Source organism: Desulfoluna sp. HI9BLuna, assembly GCF_056829775.1.
In genome coordinates, this window is the sequence record NZ_CP186555.1 from 6265475 (window position 1) to 6285987 (window position 20513).

The following is a 20513-nucleotide window of genomic DNA, read 5'->3' on the forward strand; positions in this document are numbered from 1 at the left end:
CGTGATCAGCTCCACGGACGACGAGGCCCAGACCGAGCTCTCCGGCACCATTGAAGCCGGGGGCGACATCACCGGGCTCACCATCACCAGCGGCACCGAGACCATTACCATCAGTAGAGACGACATCGCTCTCGACAACGACGGCAACTGGCACGTCACCGTGGACACCTCTTCTTTGCCCGATGGCGAGCTCACCGTGGCCCTTGATGCCGTGGACGCCCACGGCAACGTGGCTGACCAGGTCACCGACACCATTCTCAAGGACACCGCAGCCGACGCATCCGAGGTCCACATCGCCGACTCCGGCGCAGACGGCGTGATCAGCTCCACGGACGACGAGGCCCTGACCGAGCTCTCCGGCACCATTGAAGCCGGGGGGACATCACCGGGCTCACCATCACCAGCGGCACCGAGACCATCACCGTCTCCAGAGACGACATCGCTCTCGACAACGACGGCAACTGGCACGTCACCGTGGACACCTCTTCTTTGCCCGATGGCGACCTCACCGTGGCCCTTGATGCCGTGGACGCCCACGGCAACGTGGCTGACCAGGTCACCGACACCATTCTCAAGGACACCGCAGCCGACGCATCCGAGGTCCACATCGCCGACTCCGGCGCAGACGGCGTGATCAGCTCCACGGACGACGAGGCCCAGACCGAGCTCTCCGGCACCATTGAAGCCGGGGGGGACATCACCGGGCTCACCATCACCAGCGGCACCGAGACCATCACCGTCTCCAGAGACGACATCGCTCTCGACAACGACGGCAACTGGCACGTCACCGTGGACACCTCTTCTTTGCCCGACGGCGACCTCACCGTGGCCCTTGATGCCGTGGACGCCCACGGCAACGTGGCTGACCAGGTCACCGACACCATTCTCAAAGACACCGCAGCCGACGCATCCGAGGTCCACATCGCCGACTCCGGTGCTGACGGCGTGATCAGCTCCACGGACGACGAGGCCCAGACCGAGCTCTCCGGCACCATTGAAGCCGGGGGCGACATCACCGGGCTCACCATCACCAGCGGCACCGAGACCATTACCATCAGTAGAGACGACATCGCTCTCGACAACGACGGCAACTGGCACGTCACCGTGGACACCTCTTCTTTGCCCGATGGCGACCTCACCGTGGCCCTTGATGCCGTGGACGCCCACGGCAACGTGGCTGACCAGGTCACCGACACCATTCTCAAAGACACCGCAGCCGACGCATCCGAGGTCCACATCGCCGACTCCGGTACTGACGGCGTGATCAGCTCCACGGACGACGAGGCCCAGACCGAACTCTCCGGCACCATTGAAGCCGGGGGGGACATCACCGGGCTCACCATCACCAGCGGCACCGAGACCATCACCGTCTCCAGAGACGACATCGCTCTCGACAACGACGGCAACTGGCACGTCACCGTGGACACCTCTTCTTTGCCCGATGGCGACCTCACCGTGGCCCTTGATGCCGTGGACGCCCACGGCAACGTGGCTGACCAGGTCACCGACACCATTCTCAAAGACACCGCAGCCGACGCATCCGAGGTCCACATCGCCGACTCCGGCGCAGACGGCGTGATCAGCTCCACGGACGACGAGGCCCAGACCGAGCTCTCCGGCACCATTGAAGCCGGGGGGGACATCACCGGGCTCACCATCACCAGCGGCACCGAGACCATCACCGTCTCCAGAGACGACATCGCTCTCGACAACGACGGCAACTGGCACGTCACCGTGGACACCTCTTCTTTGCCCGACGGCGACCTCACCGTGGCCCTTGATGCCGTGGACGCCCACGGCAACGTGGCTGACCAGGTCACCGACACCATTCTCAAAGACACCGCAGCTGAGCCCTCCGAGGTCCACATCGCCGACTCCGGTGCTGACGGCGTGATCAGCTCCACGGACGACGAGGCCCAGACCGAGCTCTCCGGCACCATTGAAGCCGGGGGCGACATCACCGGGCTCACCATCACCAGCGGCACCGAGACCATTACCATCAGTAGAGACGACATCGCTCTCGACAACGACGGCAACTGGCACGTCACCGTGGACACCTCTTCTTTGCTCGATGGCGACCTCACCGTGGCCCTTGATGCCGTGGACGCCCACGGCAACGTGGCTGACCAGGTCACCGACACCATTCTCAAAGACACCGCAGCTGAGCCCTCCGAGGTCCACATCGCCGACTCCGGTGCTGACGGCGTGATCAGCTCCACGGACGACGAGGCCCAGACCGAGCTCTCCGGCACCATTGAAGCCGGGGGCGACATCACCGGGCTCACCATCACCAGCGGCACCGAGACCATTACCATCAGTAGAGACGACATCGCTCTCGACAACGACGGCAACTGGCACGTCACCGTGGACACCTCTTCTTTGCCCGATGGCGACCTCACCGTGGCCCTTGATGCCGTGGACGCCCACGGCAACGTGGCTGACCAGGTCACCGACACCATTCTCAAGGACACCGCAGCCGACGCATCCGAGGTCCACATCGCCGACTCCGGCGCAGACGGCGTGATCAGCTCCACGGACGACGAGGCCCAGACCGAGCTCTCCGGCACCATTGAAGCCGGGGGCGACATCACCGGGCTCACCATCACCAGCGGCACCGAGACCATCACCGTCTCCAGAGACGACATCGCTCTCGACAACGACGGCAACTGGCACGTCACCGTGGACACCTCTTCTTTGCCCGACGGCGACCTCACCGTGGCCCTTGATGCCGTGGACGCCCACGGCAACGTGGCTGACCAGGTCACCGACACCATTCTCAAAGACACCGCAGCTAAGGCCCAAATTTCAATAGACCCCATCACTAACGACGATGTCATCAACGCTTTGGAAATGGAAAGCACCATCGAAGTTACCGGCACCGTCGGTGGAGACGCCGCCGAAGGCGATGTGGTCACCTTTACCGTTAACGGCAACGACTACCGGGGCACGGTGAACGCTGACGGCACCTTCACCGTAAACGTGGCAGGTACTGACCTGGCCGCGGATACTGAGTTCACCGTAACGGTCACCGGTACCGATGACGCAGGTAATCTCTTTACCGCCTCTACTGAATCCACCCACACCGTGGACATAACGGCAAGCGCACCGTCCGTGGAGACAACCGATGTCACAGGCAATGAGGACGCAGAGATTCCTCTGGACATCTCTGCCGCCCTCACCGACACCGACGGCAGCGAGACCTTGTCGGACATCACCATCGGCGGCGTGCCTGAAGGGGCAACTCTCAGCGCAGGCACCAACAACGGCGACGGCACATGGACCCTGACTCAGGACCAGCTTGACGGCCTCACCATCAAGCCGCCGGCCGACAGCGATGTGGATATTGACCTGACGGTTACAGCTACGGCCACGGAAATCGGAGGCGATACAGAAACTGTCACGAAATCTCTCCATGTTACAGTAACGCCTGTTGCGGATGCGCCTGTGATCGATTTTCAGGTCAGCAGCGACAATGTGGTGAGTGACGGACTGGTGGGACATTGGGTCTTTGAAGAAAATGGTGCCCCCGGAGGAACAACCCACGACCTTGTGAATGACCAGGAAGGCACCTTGATCGGTGGTGCGCATTCTGCAGGATCGGACCACAACAACGGTGCCCTGGTTCTGGACGGTGACGGGGACTACGTGGATGTCTCCGGGGATTACACCGAGCCGCTTTCCGGCACGGCGACTCTTTCTGTCTGGGTCAAGCTCCCGGACGGGTATACGGGAGGAGACGGGACCAACACCATTGGGTGGAACTCTCCGAGCATCATCGGCTCCGAGAAACACGGGGGGACAGACGACATCCAATGGGGATGGATCGACGACGACGGGCAGATCAACATGGGGGTTGGGGACAGCACCGGAGCCGGATCCACCACGGCCGTAAACGACGGGCAGTGGCACCATGTGGTCATGACACGGGACCATGAAACCGGTGAAACCAAGATGTACGTTGACGGTAAGCTTGAGGACACCAGAGTAACAGAGCCCGGCATCAGGGATGGCATGGATCTCAGCGGATTCGGTGCGACCTTCGGATCCGACGGCAACCACACCTACCTGGAAGGCCAGCTCGATGACATCCGTGTCTACGACAGGGTATTGACGGATGAAGAGATCTCCCAGATCCACACCTATGAGTCCAATCAATCTCAGTATGACCTGATCGGTATGGAAGGAGACCCGGTTTCCATTACCCTTGGTGCCCATCCGACAGACACGGACGGATCGGAGTCCATCACCTCCATCGTGCTCTCGGGTATCCCCACGGGTGCGGTTCTCACCGACGGGACCCACACCTTTACCGCTACGGATGCCCTCCACGAAATGGATGTCACCGACTGGGACCTGTCCAACCTGACCATCACCGCCTATGCCAACTCAGGAGGTTTCGGTGAATCCTATACGTTGACCGCAACGGCAACATCCACCGAAGCCGACGGGGGAGCCTCGGCATCAACCTCCTCATCCCTGGAAATTTACGTCATGGACTCTGCACCCGTTGCCGTGGATGACACGGACAGTGTCGGCTTCAGGGGCACAGCCACCGGTAATGTCATCCTGGGTGAAGGGGGCGAGGACATGGGTGCCGACGATGTCGATGCCGATGACGTGACTCTCACGTCCATCACCTACAGAGGGGAAACCTATACCTTTGCCGAAGACGGTACCCTGATGCAGGGATCCCACGAGATTCCGGACAACACCATCTCCGGCCGACACGGCGACCTGCAAATCCATCAGGACGGAAGCTACACCTACACGTCCTCAGAACACTGGCATCCCCACTGGTGGAACCTCGAAGACAGCTTTGACTACACCATCACTGACTCGGACGGCGACAGCTCCACGGCTTCCGTCACCATCCGCCATGATAACCTGTCTACGGTCGCCGACAGCGCCGTTGCCCACGAGGCAGGCCTGCCCGAAGGAACCGAGGCAGCCACCGATTCGGAGACTGTTACCGGCAACCTGTTGGACAACGACATGGGTGTGGACGGCGATGCCTTCATCTCAAGCATCACCAGCGGAGCCCACAGCGACACGGAGGCATCCAGCGGCCAGCTGAGTATTCAGACGGACTACGGTACCATCACGGTATACACCGAATCCGACGGCCTTCACCGAGCAGGGGATTACGAGTACACCCTGGAGCATCCGTCCCAGGGTGACGATGTGGTGGACACCATAAGCTACACAATCTCGGATTCCGACGGAGAACAACTGACCGGCTCCCTTACGGTAAACATCCAGGATGACGCCCCGACAGGTGAGACTGTAACGGCAGATATCCATGAAGACGCGGCGGACGTAAAAACCACCAACCTTATTATAGTGCTGGACCGATCCGGCAGCATGGCTTTCGATATGGATGGAAATGAATCTTGGGAGCATGACTTTGATCCGAACAACGTCCGAATGGATGTTGCCAAGGAAGCTCTTTCCGCCATGTTCGATTCCTACGACAACCTCGGCAACGTCAACATTCAGTTTGTCCGATTCGAGAACTCTGCCGTGAAATCAGAGTGGTTCATGGACGATAAAAACGGGGCCAACACATATCTGAACAATATCCACGCCTGGGGCGGAACCGACTATGACGGTGCGCTGGACACGGTCAGGGAGGATTTCGATCCTCCTAAGGCAGACAGCACACTGCTTTACTTCATCTCTGACGGAGAACCCAACCAAGGCGATGAGTGCGACCAAACCGAATGGGAGACCTTTCTCAAGGGCGAAGGAAGCAGCATCGACACAGTCTTTGGAATCGGCATCACCGAGTCTTCAGACCTCGAAGAACTGAAACCCATCGCCTGGCCCAACCCTGCAAACTCGAACGACCCCGACCCACACGTTGTTCAGGTCCACAACGCCTTTGACCTGAAGCAGACCCTGCTTGAAACGGTCTCAGAAGGGATCGTAAAGGGCGATGCCACCCTCCTGGCAACCGAAGGAGACGACGGAATCCATCTGGGCGCGGACGGCGGTCACATCCAGTCCATCCTGGTGGACGGTGAGCTCCACACCTACGATCCGAACGGGTCTGCCACGGAAAGCATCTCCACGGCCCGTGGGGGAACCCTCGACATAAACTATGAAACAGGGGAATATTTCTACACCATCAACCCCAAAGACACCATCTCCGGAGAGCAGGAGTCCTTTGTCCTCACAGCCGTTGACGGCGACGGCGACACCACGTCTGTGGACCTCATCATCAATCTGGACTACGTGGCCGCCATTGATGCCAACCACGACACCATCATCACCAACGCGGCCCTGGGGGATGACCTGGCCATCGACTTTTCCGCCCTTCTGGCAAACGACTCCGGGGCAAACAGCATTGATGACGGAAGCATCCATGCCCAAGGCAGTACCCAGCTGACCCAGTCATCCGATCAGGTGACCCTGCACGATCTTTCCGACGGTGATGCCTTCACCTACGACATCTCTTCGGGGGACGTCTCGGACACGGCCAAGGCCGAGGTTGTGGTGGAGGATAGTGCAAATCTTTCCGGCACCATCGGCGACGATATCCTTGTGAACACAAGGTCCAATTCCGGTACGTTTTCTATCCAGGCTGATGTCGAAAAGGGCTGGACCGGCAATTCAGACAATCAAATGGGCATCCAGTTTACGAGCAATACGTCCCTGTCCATCCTGGCTGTGACTATCGACCTGCGCGCCGGAGGCGATTTGAATGCGGTGTTTGATCCATCCGACTACTATGATTTCGATAGTTACGGTCCGTTTATTGGAGATGAGACCAGGGGGATCTCCTCCAGCGATGTGAACTTTTCGCTATCCGATGATCACTCAAAAATGACCATCACCTTCGAACCGGGGACCTTTACTTCGCAGGACCAATTCCGGTTTGGTATCGACACAGATTTTCTAAGTAGTAACCAATTTGATAAAGGCAATGCTTTCGGCAAGCAGGATGTCGGCATCACGGTCTCTTTGAGTGACGGCAGCGAAGTCTCCGGTACCTATGACCATCATGGCAAAACGAGCAGCGTCACCCTGGAAGGCACCACCGACAACGCCCCTGTCCATCTCTACGGCAACGAAGGAGATGATGTGCTGATCGGGAACGACGCCGATGAAATCTTCGACGGCGGCCAGGGCCACGATACCATCCACGCAGGCGGAGGGGACGATACCATTGTCTTTGATGCCCAGGACGCCCATGTGGACGGAGGGGAAGGCACCGATACCCTGAGGATCTCCCAGCAGGTCCTGGACTTCAGCGCCCTGGACAAGGACGCTGTCACCAACATCGAAGCCCTGGATCTTACCTCGGACAGTGCCCAGACCGTCTCCCTGACCTTGGAGGATGTGCTGGACATGACCGGACCGGAGAACGTGCTGCACGTCTCGGGTGGTGACGGTGACCAGATCACCGTAGACCTCTCCAACTCCGGCGACGGGTGGACCCACGACGGCAACGGGCTCTTCTCCAACACCGACGGCACCCAGGTTCAGATCGTCTCAGTGGACGATGCGGACAAGCACATCCCCATCTTCACCGACGACGGCACGGCCATCCAATAAAGCCGTACCTGTCCAACGTGTCTCCGGTGGGTCGTTTTGTCAAAAGCGGCTCACCGGAGTCAAAACCTCCCGTCGAACGGGAGGCTTGAATGTTAAGCCTGTCTCTGCGCCTAAAGGCCCCATACCCCACTACCGGTTAGGTTTCTTTTTGACCTTGGTCATCGTTTCGACCATCGGCGTGTTTTCATCACCATTTAGACCCCCTTGATCCCGGGAACGCCGCACTCCGGTGCGGCATAGGTAACAACGGGCCAAAAAGCCCCACAGCAGTGCGGTGCTCCGTTTCAGTGCGTCTCGCTTAGCCCGGATATTTCACGGGCCGAAGGGTGAGAAAATCGAGCAGAAAACCGTAAATTACATTTTATTTTTTTAATACATCTAACTTTCTATCAATAAGAACTTGTAATAATTCATCATTGTCACACCCAGCCCGTTTTCTCATGAAAGATCCGGGTTAGTGTGATGAATCGTTCATATTTATGAAAAGTTATCTACTTTTATCTGGTGGGGCTGTCGAACTTGGGGAGCCCCCCTGCCCCCTCTTGTGACATCATGACCACACATGCTCAACGTGCCTTTCGGTATAACGGATGCCCCGGGCCCCTCAACATTGACCTGCCGCCAGCCCCTATAGTATTGTGGTGCTTTTGAAAACACAAAGCAGCGACAGGATGACGATGAATAAACCAGAGGTTATTAAGAAACGAACGCGCACGGCTCAAAAGAAAAGCAAGGGACAGGTGGAGGCTGAAATAAGCAGTGCGCTGCTCACGTTTGAAAAAGAGCATATGGGACGCGGTCCGGTGGATGTAAGAAGCCATATCATCGAGGACATGGTGCTGATTCGTCTGAAAGGCGTATTGACACCGGCTGAGCGACATCTTGCAACGGATGACGCCGGTACGCAGCTCATCAAGCAGGTCCGGGCAAAACTTCTGGAAAATTCCTGCGACATTCTGGGGGATGTCATCACCGGCATTACCGGCATCAATGTGGTCAGCTTTCATACAGACATCAGCACCAAAGCGGGAGAGCGGATTATTGTCATTACCTTTGAGCAGGATGTGGAAGAAAAGTTTTCTTACAGCTGATGGTGGCAGTATATAAATAAAAAAACTGCGATGAAAGGCGCCCACTGACGCAACTCATGTGTACTAAGGGTCCATGCGGCCTCCGGCCATGCAGATAAATAATAATTGACACCTGAATTAATCTTCCATATGCTCGGGGTCAATAAAAATTAAAGGTAGTTTGGTAGACAAAAAGAGGATCGTGCCTTCTTTAAAGGGGATCAGCTTCGAATAGGCCAACAGTGTAATCGCTGTTGGCCTTTTTTTATGCGTAAACCAAAGGCCTTTACTTTACCGGAGGGGCTTGCGAAAGCCTCAAATATATTGAATAATTGACAATAAACAAATCCAAGAACGTAGAAGCAGGATAATTTCCCTGCCCCCTTTGGACATAAACCGGTTGGCCCTGATGTACGGGGAAAACCCTTGCGCACCTTGGCCCTTTGAATACATGGATCCCCAGCCCGGATATTTCACGAGTCGAGTGCGCCCATATTCAAGGCATCAGAGCTGCAGATGTCGTTGTTTACCTCAAAGCTCTGATAACGCAGAAGATGGGTGCACTCGGCTCGCCCGAAGGGTGTGAAAATCGGGCAGAAAACCGTGAATTACATTTTGTATTTTACAAATGCTTTAATTTTTCACAGTAACCACCTGCAATAACGCTTTATTGCTTTAGCTCAATCGTTTTCGCATGAAATATTCGGGATAGACGAAACGGGAAGGTTAACCAATGGCCGATACAATTTTGTGGGGCACCGGCATAGAGGATGTTGCCGAAGGCATCGGCCCCGGTCAATTGCGGGACATGTCCCGTGTCTGCGGGCCGGATGTTGAATCCCCCTTGCACTGGAGCCCGGCATGCCTCGTTTCGGAAGGCCCCGGAAGCAGATGCTGGGTCTCAGGAAAAAGCGAAAACCTGCCTGTGTTTGTGACCGGCCCCTGTGCCTCCAGCATGCAGCTGGCCTGGTGTTTCCACAGAAAGAACCTGTTGCCTGAATGGGGATCGGTACTGGCAGCAAGCCAGTGGGCCGGTAAGGGGCAGCTGGGAAGGCAGTGGCATTCACCGACGGGAAATATCTACGGCACAATACGCCTGCCTTCATCGGCCTTGCTGGAGGTAGACTGCCTCCCGCTGCTTGTGGGGTATGCGCTGGTCACAGCCCTTGGAGCCATTGGCGTAACAGTGAAGCTGAAATGGCCCAACGACCTGGTCATGGGCAACAAAAAAGTAGGGGGAATCCTCATCGAAGAAAAGGGGGGCGTGAGGATGGTGGGCGTCGGTATCAACCTCACCTCAAGCCCGCCCGAAGAGAGGCTTCGCAGCGACAACGCCCTTGCCGCTGCGTGCTTGAAGGACGTTGGCCATAAGGGCCTGTCCCCCCTTTCCCTCTGGCGACACCTCGTGACAACGACACGGGATAGTTTACGTACGTTCACTTCATCCGCTCTGCCGGAACTTATGGCAAAGATCCAGCCACATCTGGCATTTGCGGGAAACAAGGTGCGGGTTGAAGACTACGCAAACCTGCCTTATGAAGCGAAGATACTCGGTTTATCATCCAACGGCGGATTAAAGCTGCTTACACGCAGCGGAACAACCGTCGTCCGGTCAGCAAGCATCTACCCTCTTTGTATGTTTGACGCAGAAAAGGAGAATCACGTTGAAAGAAACGACATTTAAGCAGGTTGTCCAAGATTTGAAAGGCATGAAAATATTGGTGGCAAACCGGGGAATCACGGCCAGGCGCATCGCGCGCTCCATACGGGAGCTCGGAGCCATCCCGGTGGTAACGGCTACGGATGTGGATAAGACCGCCCCCTTTACCGCCGGCGCCCAAGAACTCATTTTGTTGGGTGAAAACCCCAGGGCCTACCTCAATATCGACCAGATCATCGCGGAAGCCAAAGCCAGAGACATCACCGCGATTCACCCAGGCTGGGGCTTTGCCTCTGAAGATGACATCTTTCCCAAAAAATGCGCCCAAGCGGGCATCCTTTTTATCGGCCCGGAAACCGATGCCATGCGCCTTCTCGGCAACAAGGTGGCGGTGCGGAAACTCGCCCGGGAACTGGGGGTTCCCATTGTGCCCGGCTCCGACGGTGCCGTGACCATCGAAGAGGCAAAAAGCATTGTCAAACAAATCGGGCTGCCCGTCATGCTCAAGGCAGAAGGCGGCGGAGGGGGCCGGGGGATCTATGAAATCACCCGTGAGGACCAGCTTGACAGCGCCTTTGAAAAGGCCACTGCCCTTGCCCACGCCACCTTTGGAAACCCCCGCCTGTTTGTAGAAAAAATGTTGACCCAAGTGCGCCATATCGAGATCCAGGTGATCGCGGACAAATACGGAAACGTGTTCGCCTTTGACGAGCGGGACTGCACGGTCCAGCGAAATCACCAGAAGCTCATCGAGATCACCCCCTCCCCCTGGGCCGGGATGACCCCTGAAATTCGAAGCCAGCTCAAAGAGTACGCCCGAAAGCTGGTCCGGGAAATCGGGTATCACTCACTGGCAACGGTGGAGTTCCTGCTGGATGCCGACGGCACCCCCCACCTCATTGAGGTCAACACCCGCCTTCAGGTGGAGCACGGGATCACCGAGTGCAGGTACGGGGTCGACCTGGTGGAAGAGCAGATCGCCGTGGCCTTCGGGGCCCCCTTGCGCTTGAATAATGAGACCTGCAAACCCAACAATTACGCCATGCAGCTTCGGGTCAACTGCGAGGATCCCCAGGATAACTTTGCGCCCAACGCCGGAAAGATCACCCGGTACATCTCCCCGGGGGGCCCGTCCATCCGCCTGGACTCCTGCATCTCTTCCGGCTATGAGTTTCCTTCCCAGTATGACTCTGCGGCGGCACTGCTCATCGCCTACGGCCAGAGCTGGCCCAAGACCCTGGAGGTGATGAACCGCGCCCTCACCGAGTATATTGTGGGCGGATTGAAAACCACCCTGCCCTTCCACGCCAACATCATCAACCATCCCACGTTCAAGGCCGGAGAGTGTGACACCAAATTTGTGTTGAACACGCCGGAACTGCTTCACTACAAAGACAATGAGCAGGAATCTGTCAGGCTGAGCCGACTTGTGGCAGAAATTTCAGCCTTCGGGCACAACCCCTTTGTCGAGTTGGGAGACTACAGGGGGCGCGAAGACAAACGCCTCGGGAGCTTCACACCGGTGTTGCCGGAGGTCAGGCCCGGCAATGCCCCCTCCCCCTATCCGCGGTGTGACCGAAAGGCCCTGCTGGATTACGTCAGGGACACCGATCATGTTCACTTCACGGACACAACGGCCCGAGACATCACCCAGTCCAACAGCGGCAACCGGTTCCGCCTTGCCGAAGACATGATCATGGGCCCCTATCTTGACGAGTGCGGTTTCTTCTCACTGGAGAACGGAGGCGGCGCCCACTTCCACGTCGCCATGCTGGCCAACATGACCTACCCGTTCAATGAGGCCCGGGAGTGGAACCGCTTTGCCCCCAAGACCCCCAAGCAGATCCTGGTCCGGTCCACGAACCTCCTCGGGTACAAGCCCCAGCCCCCCAAACTCATGCGGCTGACAGGCGAAATGATTTGCGAGGACTTTGATGTGGTGCGCTGCTTTGACTTCCTGAACCATGTGGAGAACATGCGCCCCATTGCCGAGGTGGTCATGAACTCCCCGGGCAACGTCTTCGAGCCCGCCATCTCCCTCTCCTGGGCCAAAGGATTCGACGTTCCCCACTACATGAACGTCCTTGAAGAGATCATCGCCATGGTCTCCTCCGTCAGCGGCCTGACCAAGGCCCAGGCGGTGAGGAGCTTCATCATCGGCTTAAAGGACATGGCCGGTGTGTGCCCGCCCAGGTTCATGCGGCAACTCGTTACAACCATCAAAGAGCGGTACCCCGAGCTGGTGATCCATTACCACAGACACTGCACCGACGGCCTGTTTGTCCCCTCCGTGGGCGAGGCAGCCCTTGCCGGAGCCCATATCGTCGACACCGGCATCGGCGCCGCAGTGCGGTGGTACGGCCAGGGCGAGGTCCTGTCCACGGCCGCCTACATGGAAGGCGAGCTGGGCCTGAAAACCAATCTTAACAAAGAGATGATCCGTGACACCGGCTTTGTCCTCAAACAGATCATGCCGTATTATGACCGCTACACCGCCCCCTACTTCCAGGGCATCGACCATGATGTCGTCTCCCACGCCATGCCGGGCGGTGCCACCTCCTCCTCCCAGGAAGGGGCCAGACAGCAGGGCTACATCCACCTTCTGCCCTACATGCTTCGTTTCCTTGCAGGAACCCGCAAGATCGTGCGCTACCACGACGTGACGCCGGGGTCTCAGATCACATGGAACACCTCCTTCCTGGCAGTGACCGCCGCGTTCAAACGGGGTGGCGAAGCCGAAGTGAGGCATCTCATCGATATCATGGATGCCGTGGCAGGCGTCCCCGAAGAGGAGATCGACGAAGTCTACAAAAAAGAACGCCTGATGCTCTACAGGGAAAGCAACGATGCCTTCCGCAACCTCTTGTCCGGAGGCTTTGGCCGCCTGCCCCTGGGGTTCCCGCCGGACTGGGTGTATGAAAGCGCCTTCGGTGCGGGCTTCAAGGACGCCCTGGAGCAACGCACCGAAGACTCCCCCCTGGCGTCCATTTCGGACATCGATATTGAGGAAGAGACCCGGCAGCTAAAGGCCCACCTGAAGCGAAACCCCTCCAGGGATGAGCTGGTCATGTACCTCAACCACCCCGGAGACGCCCTGAAAACCATGCGGTTCCGGCAACAGTTCGGCAACCCCAACAGGCTCCCCCTGGACATCTGGTTTGAGGGCCTCAAGGTGGGTTCAGAGCTGAACTTCAAAGACAGCGACGGCAAACCCCATCAGATGTCCGTCATCGACATCTCCGAGCCCGATGACCAGGGCCTGAGTTTTGTGCGCTACACCCTGGATGCCGAAACCTACAGCTATCCGGTGAAGGTCGGTGAAGCCGTCAACGGCAAGGCAGGCGCCGTGGAGATGGCCGACAAAGCCAACCCGGCCCAGGTGGCCTCCCCCACCAACGGAGACTTGTGGATCGTCTACGTCCTCCCCGGAGACATCGTCAAAAAAGGGGAAGAGCTCTTCAACATCACCATCATGAAACAGGAAAAGGCGGTTCTCTCCCCCATGGACGGCGTGGTCAAACGAATCGTCAAATACGCCGACTACAAAGAGGACAAAAAAATGGTGCCGGTACGGGAGGGAGAACTCATCGTCGAGCTTGGCCCCGTGCAAAGTACCTGCCCCAACTGTTCGGAACCCGTGACCGGAGACGGATTCAAATTCTGTCCTGCATGCGGGAATAAGTTGAGCTGATTCACCCTGACCCGGGTATGTCAAAAATAGAAAATGCAGGCCTCCGGCGGCAAGGTGAGCCACCTCGAAAGCTTATTGCCATTGCGCTTTGCCCTTCGTTCCTCAGACCAAAGCGCAATGGCCTTCGGCTCGGGCTGCGCCCGACATAAACGCTGATGGTTTATGCGGGCTGGCTCACAAGCTTCGAAATCACAGGGTACGTTGTTGCTACTTGCCCATTGTAGATTTAACCGCACGGCCTCCGGCGGCAAGGGTGGCGAAGCCACAGTAACGAAAACACCTTGAAAGCAGATTGCGAATGCGCTTTGCCCCCATGTCACGGCGTAGCCGCAGGCGAAGACGGATTGCCTGTAGCGCCGTAGCCCATTGATGATGGTCGAATGGGGACGCATCGACATGGGCGTAGGCGGATTCCTCGGGTGAAAGCGCATCCGCCTTTCAAGCAAACGTCGACCTTGGTCATCGTGAGGCCACAGGTCTGTTCACATTCCCCCAAGCACCCTTGCCCTCTAGAGCGCCGCACTCCGGTGCGGCTCGGGTAGCGACGGACTAAAAAGCCGTCCCATGGATTCATGGGACGGCTTTTGTTCTTTTTAGCGGCCTTAATCATCGTTTGGGCCGCGACCTGCAAAGAGTCGATTCATCGGCATTCGCAGTGGAAAATCCACTGATTCCTGAACAGCCTGTGCGTATTTCTTATGAATTGATGGAGTGGAGCGACACCTCCGTCAGCACGGTTAGCTGTTGCGCCACTTTTTATCTGAAAGGCTTTAATATCAGATACAAATTTGATTTCAAGCACATTGTTGTAGCAAAACGCCAGGCCTCACAAATACCTTCTTGCAATTATAAGATCTAAAGAGTAAGAATTTAACAGCTTGGCTATATACGGACAGTCGTCTTTGTGTTCAGCATACAGCTGAATGCCCGAAAAAATGATGTGTGAATTTAAAAGTAACACTATTAATAACAACAAACACCGATGACATCCTGTAAGGATGTCTAAAAAAGCCAGAAATATAAGAATATGCGACAAATCAGTCCCGTATTCCGGCATATGGTGGATTATGGGACAGATCGGTTCCCAATAAATGGAATACGGGACATGCTGGTCCCATATTCCCGAGGCTCTATGGAATATCGGACAATATTGTCCATATTTACACCTGAGATGGTGTTATGGGACAAAAATGTCCACTAATAATTGTTAGGCCCAACAATATCAGTAAGGAGTATCGTAGTTTGTTTGTTAATTTATTTAAATCATTTATGTACGTCAGAAAAATTCGTCAATTTAGCAACACTCTGGGAGATAATAGCTCTTTCAACCTCGATAACATGTTTGAGGATTTTGAAAAAAAAGAAGAAGCACTTAGATCAATGGTAAAATTTTGGGATGAAAATGATAAACTTTCACCCATTCTAAGCAAATATAAATTGTCCCCTCACAACCTTGAAGAGTATTACAAATCGTTGTTACGTTCAGGCACAGGGCAATGGGTTAATGGCTACTATGTTCCAGTCGCTGCTTTATGTTTCCCTATTCCCCTCGAATTTATAATTTCAAACATTGAACAACTCTCAATGGAAGAATTAACATTTAGATTAGTTGACTATTTCTCAAAAGGAAATCCTAACTCACCAGTAATCTAAGTTAATTCAGGGCCTAACAATGGCATAAAGGGCGACGGCAAAAAACCGCCGCGCCTTATGCCAGGCGTTATCTTAACTCTGCCCAAGAATTTTAATTATGGATCTTTCTTTTCTAAATTTTAGCCTTATAAAAACAGTGTTGATGTCGCTACCTGGTTTTATCGTAGTGTGCTTTTCAATATATTTTGCAATCCAAAAAACTGGATCAAATATCCAAATTTCTTATACTTACCACAGTAATAGCTTATCAGCAGAGCGAATTACAGAGCTGATTTTGGTAAATAAAAAAAACAAACCTATAGTTATTTTTTCAATCCAAGCCATAATAGACAATCACTTAATTTTGGATGTAATAAAATTCAAAAGCCCTCTAATTCTTAAACCCTTAGAGTCTCATCTAATAGAGACTGACCCTATTTCAAGTTATTATGTCGGTGACCAAGCTTGGGAACCAAATTTTGCCTTAAATAAACGAGATGAAAAGTTTTACTTGATAACCGAGAAAGGAAAAATTCGTTGTAAAAAATTAACACCACCATCTATCAATTCTTTCCTTTTATTCAAAGATTATGTGAGGGTACTAATAAATAGATCCACATTTAACGATATAATAATAAGCGAGAATAAGGTTAGTTACGCTATAACGTACAATATGGACAATGAGGATAAAACGGCGTTTGTTACTAAGGGTGGGTTTATTAGCGGACAGTGGAAATTTCGTTTTAACTGTATTCCCGAAAACGAATTGATTTCAGAAGAAACTGTTTCAAATTGGATAGTTCAATCTGGCATATCCAAGTATTTTAAAACGTTCTTTGTCGATAAAATTGAAAAAAGATAACAATGTACTAAAGTGGGACCGGCTACTGCAGGCTTTTTTCAAATTATTCTATAATTCAAGCTTTATGGGGCAACGGCCAGTGTCGTTACACGCCGCCGGCCCCTTAGTACGGCGTTAGCAGCCTATGAACTATCAACGTTTCAACGAACTATTCTGGGAGTTCTCGAAGTACCTCGAGAATATACACGCATTATATCTTGATAGCGTAGTTGGCTATGAGCTGCTGCACAAAAGCATAGAGAAGCACCAAGAAGTGGTTTGCTCGCTTATGGGCGATTATGAGTATGCGACAAGAGAATTTCAGGATACGTGTTCTGTTGCTTATGAGACGTTAGGCGGTGGTAGCCATCGATTAATCTCAACCTCTCCTGTTATGAAACAGGGTGATCTTCGGGCCAGAATTGAGCCAGACGGGCAAAATGTACAAATTATGGGAAACATGCTTGTTGTATCTGCGTACGCCTACTGGGAGGAGTACTTGAGGATCGAGATCGGTAAAGCTAAGGGTGTTCTCCCCCCAGATGCCAAGAATTCAGAGGAAACGCGAAAAATCCTCAACAAAGAGGTTGTCAGCGACTATTGGGGAGACCTTAGGCATCTGCGCAACTCTATTGTTCACTCGAATGGTGTGGCAAATAGCGATATTGCCCGGTGCAAAGTTATAAGGTGGTTCAAGCCAGGCGACAAAATTGTACTGAGTTACGAAATGGTTAGGGCACTATTCCTCAGGATGGGGGCATATCGCAATGAAATACATCGAATGCAGTTCCCGCCGAGATACACTCAAATACCTCACGACAGCTGCTAACATTTTTTTGCAGTGGGACCGGGCTTACAACCCGGTTTTTTGAATAATAAAACATATACAAACAATTTTTTTCAGTGGCCGTTTTCTGCATTCGCCGCCCGGCCCCTGAAAAATGCGTTAGGTTTCAATCGGTAATGGAAAAATCAATTAGAAAATATGAAATTGGCAAAGGTTTTAGCCAAGACAATTCGATCTTTCCTTATGGAATTCGATATGTTCCAGATATGGAAAAGCCTATATATTTTTGGAGTGGTTACACTTGGCTTTTGAATGGATGTTATTGTTCCGCCAAAGAGGCATTATTTCCTTCATGGAAAGAGCATTTCGTATTGTCAAAATCCGTATGGTTTATTCCAATAGTTGAAAAAATTGCTTCTGGGCAACACGTTTCTATTGATGAAATCGAGAATGCTAAAGGCAATAAACTCAAATACTTTGATGAAACATTAAAAACCTAACATACGCATTGTAAGGGACCGCTGGCGCTCCGCGCCAGTGCCCTCGCTTCGCTCGGCGGCCCCACATGCGTGGCGTTGGTCTGTGAATATTATGCATAAATTAAGTCTATTAGAAAATGCCGCAGATTCATTAAGACATGCTATCGAGCATATTGACCCTTTAAACAAAGGGAATATTAGCAATTGGAAACGTGCCATACTGGACTTGGCTCATGTGGTAGAGCTCATGTTTAAGGAGCGACTAAAAAGAGTTCATCCTTCTTTAATGTGGAAAAATGTAGACAAATATCCATCAACTGAGGCTTTTACTGTCTCTTCCGAGTTAGCTCATAACCGACTAAAAAAAATTGTCGGTGTTAAATTCACAGAACAAGAAGATGAATTCATAGAAAAGCTACGTAAAAAAAGAAATGAAATTGAACACTTTGAGTTTGATATATGCAACGAAACTGCCCGAATGGTAATCGGACACATACTATCATTCATACTTAATTTTTCGAAAAGAGAGTTAGGTCTTGAATGGCAAGAAGAGCATCTTGATCATAAAAAGTGGGGTATTCTAAAAGAGTATACTGAATTCTATGAGCAACAATTAAAAATAATTGAAAAGCGAATTGAAGAAGAAGAGATACATGTACTAATTTGTCCGTCTTGCAACCATGAAACTTTTGGAATAGAAGCTGAATACTGTTTGTTGTGCAATCATAAAGACGACGTTTTAGAGTGTAAGTGGTGTAAAGAGCATTACCTTTATTCTGACGTCGAATATGAAGAAGCAGGGTTATGTAAAAAATGTGAATATGAAGATGGTTACGCTACAGCTAACTTTGAAAAATATTGACAGATTCGGCCAACAAATAAATAAACTCGGACGCCACAAAGCTGCTGCGCTCGTTCCTCGCTCCGCAACTTCGTGACGCCGGTTATTTAAGCGTTATGGCATATTCGGAGTTAAATATTGGACTCGTTCGACAGTTTAGTTCAGGAATATAAAGCAAAAAAAGATGTTGCTCACTTGTTTGGTGTAATTTTGTATACAGATGAGCATCCGCACATCAAAAAAGTCCTAAGGGATGATGATTATTGGTGTTCATTTGACGAGTTAACAGGCGAGCGGCTTTGTGTTTTTTCAGTAAGGCCCAAACAAGGGCAATACAAAATGCCATCGCCTCCTAAAGGTACTATGGCAATGATGGTTCCGATATGGAGCGAACCGTCAGAAAACAATAAACTCATTAGGTTTTTTGAGATAAAAAACACCGAAGCATTACCCTTACTATTATTATTCACCGAAATACATGGTGAGTACCACAAAATTGAAATACGTATAGATGATCGAACTGTAGACTCAGCCTATAACTCAATCAAAGACAGTTTAAAGTCAACATACCAGGCCATTATACGTATAAAACATGAAAACCTTACAAACACAGCAGGCCTATACGCAGCAGTATCTCGCCATGAAAAAGACCGGGTTTATTGGAGTAAATTAAAAAAAGGTTTTGAAATTCTAAATTACCTTAGAAAGTTGAAGCCATAACAAGCACTTTCACGCCGACCGGGCGTAAGTGCAGCTTTTCGATCCTGTTCGTTAGCCGAAGGGCGTCAATTATCAAACACTATCGTACTTCGGCGCCCGTCGGGTGAAGTGCGGCGTTCGTCGGCAAGAGATTGAAATACGATGACAGCTTTTAAACAGTACCAACTGGTGCGCGTAAAATGCCTTCTACAACCCCAGTCTCACTACAACGGTTGGTGCGTAAGTGTGCGTCCACCCTCAATCGGTGATATTGGAACGATTGTGGATTTCTTACATGCTAACGGGTTGCCTGACCGTTTCATTGTTGAATGCTGTCAAGCCGATGGAAATACAGTGTGGTTAGCGGATTTCGATGCTACCGAACTGGAGCCATACATCGAAGATCAAAGCGTGAAGAAAAACCGAGCTCACTTGGTATTTCTGCGGTCAGATCGTTTGCTCCTCGTTAAACGTCCAGAGGCCGATTGGCGACAACTACAGGATGACTATTCGGATTTCGTGACATCGTTGGGGCCTTGGACCGCAGACGAGATCGCGTCATACTTCGCTCTCGATTATACTGAGGACGATACCCTATGGCCATTCTCGAAACAGAAGATCGATGAGTTTTTCGCTATGGCGGATTCCGTCGAGTTGTCAACCGAATAGCTGACGAACAAGTCATTTCACCGGACGGGCTTACAGCTGCTCTTTGGTAAGCGCTTCCGGTCCTCAAACAATTTAACCAATTCACCGGTGTCGGCCCTCGTCACCCGCAGTGAATTCCAGCGTTAGCTTCTCGGTATGAAAATGAAATTACCTGATTTAAAAGAATATCCGAGTGTTTTAGAGTTTATTCAAATTAATGAAATTTTTGAAAATACTTTAAACCAACTTGATAATAAAGAAGAATTGGTTGATAGAAGTAAAATCGTCGATTTTTTAATAGAAGTAATTCAAGCGCAAGGATATCGGCCAGATGAAAATTTAAGAGAGGATCTATCCAACAGAGTTCTTATTTATTTAGAATTTTGGTGGGATGAAAACGATATTGAACTATGTAAAAATATAACAATATTATCTGCAAATTTAAAAATTCCTGGTGTACTTGTATTTTTAAATGAAAAATTGAATTCAACAAAAAATCAATCTATTCAAGATGAAATTATTGATACTATAAATGAAATCAGAAACAGCTAACATTAAGGATTGCTCGTAACCAAAGGTCACATCAATCCTTTGTTCAAGAAACCCGG

13 protein-coding genes are annotated in these 20513 nt (G+C 52.4%); all 13 read left to right on the top strand.

The genetic code is table 11. The annotated features are described in order from the left end of the window. Window position 1 precedes the first annotated feature (1 nt). Window positions 2–634, top strand: a complete 633-nt coding sequence (locus ACOYW0_RS25500; protein WP_482416500.1) for a hypothetical protein — start codon at window positions 2–4, stop codon at window positions 632–634. Then, window positions 631–7557, top strand: a complete 6927-nt coding sequence (locus ACOYW0_RS25505) for an Ig-like domain-containing protein (protein ID WP_482418866.1) — start codon at window positions 631–633, stop codon at window positions 7555–7557. Before ACOYW0_RS25500 ends, ACOYW0_RS25505 begins: the two co-directional genes overlap by 4 nt. Window positions 7558–8234: 677 nt before the next feature. Beyond that, window positions 8235–8648 (top strand): Na-translocating system protein MpsC family protein, encoded by a 414-nt coding sequence (locus ACOYW0_RS25510; protein WP_092214495.1) that lies wholly within the window; start codon window positions 8235–8237, stop codon window positions 8646–8648. A gap of 712 nt (window positions 8649–9360) precedes the next feature. Further along, the gene (locus tag ACOYW0_RS25515) at window positions 9361–10311 is read left to right on the top strand and encodes a biotin--[acetyl-CoA-carboxylase] ligase (RefSeq protein WP_482416501.1); all 951 of its coding nucleotides are present in this window, start codon (window positions 9361–9363) and stop codon (window positions 10309–10311) included. A gap of 25 nt (window positions 10312–10336) precedes the next feature. Further along, window positions 10337–13978: a pyruvate carboxylase gene (locus ACOYW0_RS25520; RefSeq protein WP_482416502.1), complete on the top strand. Its 3642-nt coding sequence runs from the start codon at window positions 10337–10339 to the stop codon at window positions 13976–13978. A gap of 1242 nt (window positions 13979–15220) precedes the next feature. Continuing rightward, window positions 15221–15631, top strand: coding sequence for a hypothetical protein (locus ACOYW0_RS25525; RefSeq protein WP_482416503.1), 411 nt, complete (start codon window positions 15221–15223; stop codon window positions 15629–15631). Window positions 15632–15728: 97 nt separating this feature from the next. Next, the gene (locus ACOYW0_RS25530) at window positions 15729–16472 is read left to right on the top strand and encodes a hypothetical protein (RefSeq protein ID WP_482416504.1); all 744 of its coding nucleotides are present in this window, start codon (window positions 15729–15731) and stop codon (window positions 16470–16472) included. 124 nt (window positions 16473–16596) lie between these two features. Further along, window positions 16597–17280, top strand: a complete 684-nt coding sequence (locus tag ACOYW0_RS25535; RefSeq protein WP_482416505.1) for a hypothetical protein — start codon at window positions 16597–16599, stop codon at window positions 17278–17280. A 134-nt stretch (window positions 17281–17414) separates the two neighbouring features. Then, window positions 17415–17738, top strand: a complete 324-nt coding sequence (locus tag ACOYW0_RS25540; RefSeq protein ID WP_482416506.1) for a hypothetical protein — start codon at window positions 17415–17417, stop codon at window positions 17736–17738. 91 nt (window positions 17739–17829) lie between these two features. Next, window positions 17830–18579 carry a hypothetical protein gene (locus ACOYW0_RS25545; RefSeq protein ID WP_482416507.1) on the top strand — a complete coding sequence of 250 codons (750 nt, stop codon included), beginning with the start codon at window positions 17830–17832 and terminating at the stop codon, window positions 18577–18579. Window positions 18580–18696: 117 nt separating this feature from the next. After that, entirely contained in the window at window positions 18697–19278 is a 582-nt protein-coding gene (locus ACOYW0_RS25550; RefSeq protein ID WP_482416508.1) for a hypothetical protein, read from the top strand. A gap of 141 nt (window positions 19279–19419) precedes the next feature. Then, window positions 19420–19926 (top strand): hypothetical protein, encoded by a 507-nt coding sequence (locus tag ACOYW0_RS25555; protein WP_482416509.1) that lies wholly within the window; start codon window positions 19420–19422, stop codon window positions 19924–19926. A gap of 141 nt (window positions 19927–20067) precedes the next feature. Beyond that, window positions 20068–20457: a hypothetical protein gene (locus ACOYW0_RS25560; protein ID WP_482416510.1), complete on the top strand. Its 390-nt coding sequence runs from the start codon at window positions 20068–20070 to the stop codon at window positions 20455–20457. Window positions 20458–20513: the final 56 nt, after the last annotated feature.

Bases quoted from the DNA above. Each gene is read 5' to 3' on its own strand.
- ACOYW0_RS25510 (WP_092214495.1), top strand. From the start codon at position 8,235: ATGAATAAACCAGAGGTTATTAAGAAACGAACGCGCACGGCTCAAAAG.
- ACOYW0_RS25515 (WP_482416501.1), top strand. From the start codon at position 9,361: ATGGCCGATACAATTTTGTGGGGCACCGGCATAGAGGATGTTGCCGAA.
- ACOYW0_RS25520 (WP_482416502.1), top strand. From the start codon at position 10,337: ATGAAAATATTGGTGGCAAACCGGGGAATCACGGCCAGGCGCATCGCG.
- ACOYW0_RS25530 (WP_482416504.1), top strand. From the start codon at position 15,729: ATGGATCTTTCTTTTCTAAATTTTAGCCTTATAAAAACAGTGTTGATG.
- ACOYW0_RS25535 (WP_482416505.1), top strand. From the start codon at position 16,597: ATGAACTATCAACGTTTCAACGAACTATTCTGGGAGTTCTCGAAGTAC.
- ACOYW0_RS25540 (WP_482416506.1), top strand. From the start codon at position 17,415: ATGGAAAAATCAATTAGAAAATATGAAATTGGCAAAGGTTTTAGCCAA.
- ACOYW0_RS25545 (WP_482416507.1), top strand. From the start codon at position 17,830: ATGCATAAATTAAGTCTATTAGAAAATGCCGCAGATTCATTAAGACAT.
- ACOYW0_RS25555 (WP_482416509.1), top strand. From the start codon at position 19,420: ATGACAGCTTTTAAACAGTACCAACTGGTGCGCGTAAAATGCCTTCTA.
- ACOYW0_RS25560 (WP_482416510.1), top strand. From the start codon at position 20,068: ATGAAATTACCTGATTTAAAAGAATATCCGAGTGTTTTAGAGTTTATT.